The sequence below is a fragment of the Bacillus sp. 05T31 genome, from assembly GCF_056396725.1.
The window spans coordinates 1-5155 of record NZ_JBFTMA010000382.1 but is presented as its reverse complement, the minus strand read 5'-3'; the positions used below and the strand labels follow the sequence as shown (position 1 = coordinate 5155).

At 35.8% G+C, this 5155-nt stretch carries 4 protein-coding genes, 1 pseudogene and 2 riboswitches; of the genes and pseudogenes, 3 read left to right on the top strand and 2 right to left on the bottom strand.

Annotation, left to right across the window (positions count from 1 at the left end):
* Both mtnW and AC1DJR_RS19830 read right to left on the bottom strand, forming a co-directional pair.
* On the bottom strand, window positions 1-931 hold a 931-nt coding region (mtnW, locus tag AC1DJR_RS19835), incomplete at its 3' end, for a 2,3-diketo-5-methylthiopentyl-1-phosphate enolase (RefSeq protein ID WP_477003320.1).
* Window positions 932-995: 64 nt separating this feature from the next.
* A riboswitch (SAM riboswitch) is annotated at window positions 996-1101 on the bottom strand.
* 52 nt (window positions 1102-1153) lie between these two features.
* The gene (locus AC1DJR_RS19830; RefSeq protein WP_477003319.1) at window positions 1154-2344 is read right to left on the bottom strand and encodes an aminotransferase class I/II-fold pyridoxal phosphate-dependent enzyme; all 1191 of its coding nucleotides are present in this window, start codon (window positions 2342-2344) and stop codon (window positions 1154-1156) included.
* A gap of 14 nt (window positions 2345-2358) precedes the next feature.
* On the opposite strand from AC1DJR_RS19830, the gene AC1DJR_RS19825 reads away from it, so the two are divergent.
* From AC1DJR_RS19825 to AC1DJR_RS19815, 3 genes and pseudogenes are all read left to right on the top strand, one after another.
* A complete protein-coding gene (locus AC1DJR_RS19825; protein ID WP_033733132.1) occupies window positions 2359-3222 on the top strand; it encodes a carbon-nitrogen family hydrolase in 864 nt (287 codons plus the stop codon).
* 72 nt (window positions 3223-3294) lie between these two features.
* Window positions 3295-3435, top strand: a riboswitch (SAM riboswitch).
* 88 nt (window positions 3436-3523) lie between these two features.
* Window positions 3524-4491 (top strand): annotated as a pseudogene (locus AC1DJR_RS19820) (S-methyl-5-thioribose kinase).
* A partial coding sequence (locus AC1DJR_RS19815; RefSeq protein ID WP_477003318.1) for a s-methyl-5-thioribose-1-phosphate isomerase occupies window positions 4488-5155 on the top strand: 668 nt, incomplete at its 3' end. The pseudogene AC1DJR_RS19820 and the gene AC1DJR_RS19815, both read left to right, overlap by 4 nt.

Sequence of the window (5155 nt, the reverse complement as noted above, 5' to 3'; positions counted from 1 at the left end):
TTTCTAATGCAACGTTGCCGTATGGTGATGGGAATAAAGAGAAATCAGCACCAGCGTAACGTAGTAATTTTCCAAGTAGTAATGGAGAAGAGAAACCGTATAGTTTCGATGATGAATATGCGCCACTTACAGCAGGGTGTGCCATAATAGGAATTGGAATTTCATCGTCTTCTACAAGTGCTTGCAGTACATCTAATCCATAAGAAAATACATTAAATAAAAGAATGTCTGCTCCAGCTACCACCGCACGTTTCGCGTTTTCTTTTAAATCATAAGTTCGACCTGTTAAATTTACTGCGTATAAAGTTTTATGCCCGTAAGTTTCGTATACAGATTGTAAAACTTCTTTCCCAGATTCAATTCTTTTTATAAGTGGTGTTAATGAGTTTTCGAATAAAATTTCATCATCTTTTACAATATCTACGCCTCCAATTGCCTGATCGCGTAGTTGAGTTTTTAAATATCCAATATTCCGTCCTATCATCCCTTTGAAAATACTCATTAGAAGAGGTCGATCTTGAACTTGTAAAAGGTTTCGGATGCCTTTAATTCCAAATTTTGGTCCAGGAAACTGTTTCTTTAATTCGTCTGAGAATGTTAAATCAATTAGTTTAATTTCTCCATCTAACGAAAGTTTTCCAAATGTTGTTGTCAAAATGGCTGGTAAGTCAGGGCTAAAGTTCAGCGATGGATAATGAATTTTAATGAGTCCACGTGATACTTTTTTGCCAAGGTAAGAGTTAATATGTTCTTGTTCRTCTAACGTTTCAATATGAATGACATTGCCTTTATGTTGTTTTAATTGTTCTTGTAATAAGTGTGGTAAATGAGTCCATGAACCAATTGTTAAACCGATTGCAATTTGTTCTGCTTTCTTTTCTAAGTTGTGAGAATCATCGTGGATTAAATATGTCGCTATAATTCCGCTCATTGTTATAMCCTCCTAGTTAAATAAAAAAACCTCTCAGCTAAGGAGAGGTTTTTTTACAACCAGCTCCTTATCTGTCAGCGTAACGCTGCGAGAATTAGCACCGTGTCTACAATTGTAGATCGGTTGCCGGGTTTCGTCGGGCTCGTCCCTCCACCTGCTCTTGATAAGAAGTATTTAGAAATGTTTAAATTTTTAAGATAACTGAATTTTGTCAGATATTTTTTATGTTGTCAATGACTTTTTGAAAAAATTTAATTTATCAATTCGATTAATTGCTTCTCGTAATCTATCTTCTGTATGCAAGAGACCAACACGGACATACCCTTCACCGTGCTCACCAAATCCAACACCAGGAGCAACTGCAACGTGTGCTTTTTCTAGTAAAATGTCAGAAAATTGCTCAGATGTATATCCTTTTGGAACAGGAAGCCATGCAAAGAATGATCCTGTTGGAATATCTACATTCCAACCAATTGAGTGACAAGCTGTAATAAGAACATTTCTTCGAGATTCGTAACTATTTACAAGGTCTATTACACAAGACTGTGAACTTAATAACGCTTCGCGGGCAGCATCTTGAACTGCACCRAAAATACTAACATACATATGATCTTGCAATARGTTAATTGTTTCGATGACACTTTCATTCCCTACTGCAAAAGCAATACGCCAKCCAGCCATATTRAAAGTTTTTGATAAAGTGTAAATTTCAATTCCTGTATCTTTAGCACCGTCTGCTTGTAAGAAACTAACTGGTTTTTGACCATCAAATCCAATAGCACCGTAAGCAAAATCATGAACAACTARTATATTATGTTTATTAGCAAAATGAATKGTTKCATCAAAGAAATCKTTTGATGCCGTAGCACCGGTAGGRTTATTWGGATAGTTTAAAAACATTAATTTTGTCTGTTCCGCAATAGAGTCATCAATTTTTGTATAATCCGGTAAAAAATTATTTTCTGCAATAAGCGGCATTGTTTCAAAGTGTGCTTTTGCTAAAGCAACTCCTGATAAATAATCTGGATAGCCTGGATCTGGAACGAGAATGGTATCACCAGGGTTTGTAAAACAAATCGGTAAYTCTACTAATCCAGCCTTTCCGCCAAACAAAATAGCAACTTCAGTTTTGGGATTTAATTCTACGCCGTATTCACGTTTATAGAATGTTGCCACAGCTTCTTTTAAGCTTTCGTGTCCACGAAATGGCGGATATTTATGATGAATAGTCTTTTCGGCAGCGTCTTGTAAAGCTTTTACGATATGCTGCGGTGTTGGTTGATCTGGATTACCTTGACCTAGATTAATAACATCGTGACCAGCTGCAACGACTTTGTTAACTTTTGCAACAAGTGAAGCAAAAAATTGTGTTGGCAATGATGTTACTATCTCAGAAGGTTGAAATAATTTCATACTTTCCACCTCTTTTGAAAGTTGTTACAATTCTAGTGACAAATGATATAATCTTTCCAGTATTTTGTAAAGGGAAAATTAAGAATGGAGCTGACAAAATGAAAATCGCATGTATTCAAATGGATATTACTTTTGGAGATGTGAAAACCAATATTGAAAGTGCACAAAATAAAATAAACGAAGCAATGAAGGGGAAACCAGATGTTATTGTCTTACCAGAGCTATGGACAACAGGTTATGATTTAACGAGACTTTCAGAAATTGCAGATCAGGATGGAATAGAAACGAAAGAAAAGTTGAAAGAATGGTCGAAGCAATATGGTGTACATATTGTTGGTGGTTCCATAGCAAAGCAAACAGAGCAAGGGGTTACAAACACAATGTATGTTGTAAACAATGAAGGGAATCTAGTCAATGAATATAGTAAAGTACATTTATTTCAGCTGATGGATGAACATAAATATTTAGTTGCTGGTAATGAGACAGGTGAATTTAAGTTAGATGATGTAGAGTGTGCTGGCACAATTTGTTATGATATTCGTTTTCCAGAGTGGATGCGCGTTCATACTGCTAAAGGGGCAAAAGTTTTATTCGTTGTAGCAGAATGGCCATTAGTTCGTTTAGCACATTGGCGYTTGCTATTRCAAGCAAGAGCAGTTGAAAATCAGTGTTATGTTGTGGCATGTAATAGGTCAGGAAAGGATCCGAATAATGAGTTTGCAGGTCATTCTCTAATTGTAGATCCTTGGGGTGAAGTTGTGGTAGAGGCAAATGAAGAGGAATCCATTTTATTTGGAGAACTTATATTCGAGAAGATTAAAGAGGTACGTAGAGGAATTCCAGTTTTTGCAGATCGCCGTCCAGAATTATACAAATAAAATGTTGACAAGTGATTTTTATTCTTGGTATAGTCTTCAACATAAAGTTAAAAATTCTAAAAAATTATATAACTCTTATCAAGAGCAGGTGGAGGGATTTGGCCCGATGAAGCCCAGCAACCGACCGTAATACCATTGTGAAATGGGGCGTTTATGACGCCAAAAGGCACGGTGCTAATTCCAGCAGAAAGTAAACTTTCTGGCAGATAAGAGGGGAGAAGATAAACTTCAAACCTCTTTCTTTGTGGAAAGGGTTTTTTCTATTTTAGAAAAACCTCTGAATGAAAAGGAGGAGAAGACGATGGGATATTATTCATTAACTGAAACAACAGCTATACAATATGCGAAAGAACACGGTTATTTTGAAAAGAAAGCAAATGTAGTTTGTCATGAAATTGGAGATGGAAATTTAAATTACGTGTTCAAATTAGATGATGGAGAGAAGTCTATTATAATAAAACAAGCACTGCCATATGCGAAAGTAGTTGGTGAGAGCTGGCCACTGTCTATAAAAAGAGCGACGATTGAAAGTAAAGCATTACAAATTTTTGCGAAGTATGTGCCAGATTATGTTCCGGTAGTGTACAGTCATGATGAAGAGTTAGCAGTTACAGTAATAGATTTGGACATTATGATACGAATGATTATGAGTCAGATTTACAGTCAGTGATTGATGAACTTTGGAGTGACAAAACTTTAAAACTAAAAGTAGCACAATATAAATATAAGTTTTTAACGAGAAAAGAAGCGCTTATTCATGGTGATTTACATACTGGTAGTATTTTTTCATCACCTTCTGAAACGAAAGTGATCGATCCAGAATTTGCAACGTACGGTCCATTTGGATTTGATATCGGTCAATTTATTGCAAATCTATTATTAAATGCTTTATCTAGAGAAGAAGAAAAGAGAAGTGTACTATTTTTCCATATAGAAAAGACATGGAGTTATTTTGTAGAAAACTTTACGAAGTTATGGATTGGAGAAGGTGTAGAAGCATATACGAAAGAAAAACAATGGTTACCAATTATTTTGCAAAATATCTTTACTGATGCCGTCGGATTTGCCGGATGTGAACTGATTCGTAGAACAATTGGCTTAGCTCATGTAGCGGATTTAGATGGGATAGCAAATAAAGAAAATAGAATTCAAGCTAAAAAACAAGCGTTATCCTTAGGTAGAGAACTAATAAAATATGAAGCCAAGKGTGCTGATATTCAACTGTTTCGAACATTATTTCAACAGACAGTTGGAGGCGTAAAAGCATGAGTACAATTATTACTATTCCGAGATCTGTAAGTTGGAAAGGCGATGCAATTGCAGTATTAAATCAAACAAAGTTGCCGCATGTCACTGAATACAAAACATTAACGAATATTGAAGATGTATGGAAAAGTATCATTATGTTAGAAGTACGAGGAGCGCCTRCAATTGGAATTGTAGCTGCGTTTGGTTTGGCGCTTGCGGCAAAGAAATACGATGCTATAAATATCTATGAGTTTCARAAGAAGTTTAATAGAGATTGTAACTATTTAGGAACATCACGCCCGACAGCAGTCAATTTATTTTGGGCAATCGATCGTATGAGAGAATCTATTCGAGAGATTACTACAATAAAAGAAGCTCAAAAAATATTAGAAGAAGAAGCGCTTCATATTCAGCAAGAGGATGAAATGGTGTGCCGAAGTATTGGAGAACATGCTTTAACATGTTTTAAAGACGGTGATAAAATTTTAACAATTTGTAACGCTGGAAGTATTGCAACTGCTAGATATGGAACAGCATTAGCCCCATTTTATATTGGGAAAGAGAAGGGTGTGCGTTTACATGCGTATGCGTGTGAAACGAGGCCGGTTTTACAAGGTGGCCGTTTAACGACATGGGAATTGAAACAAGCAGACATTGATGTAACGCTTATTACGGATAATACTGC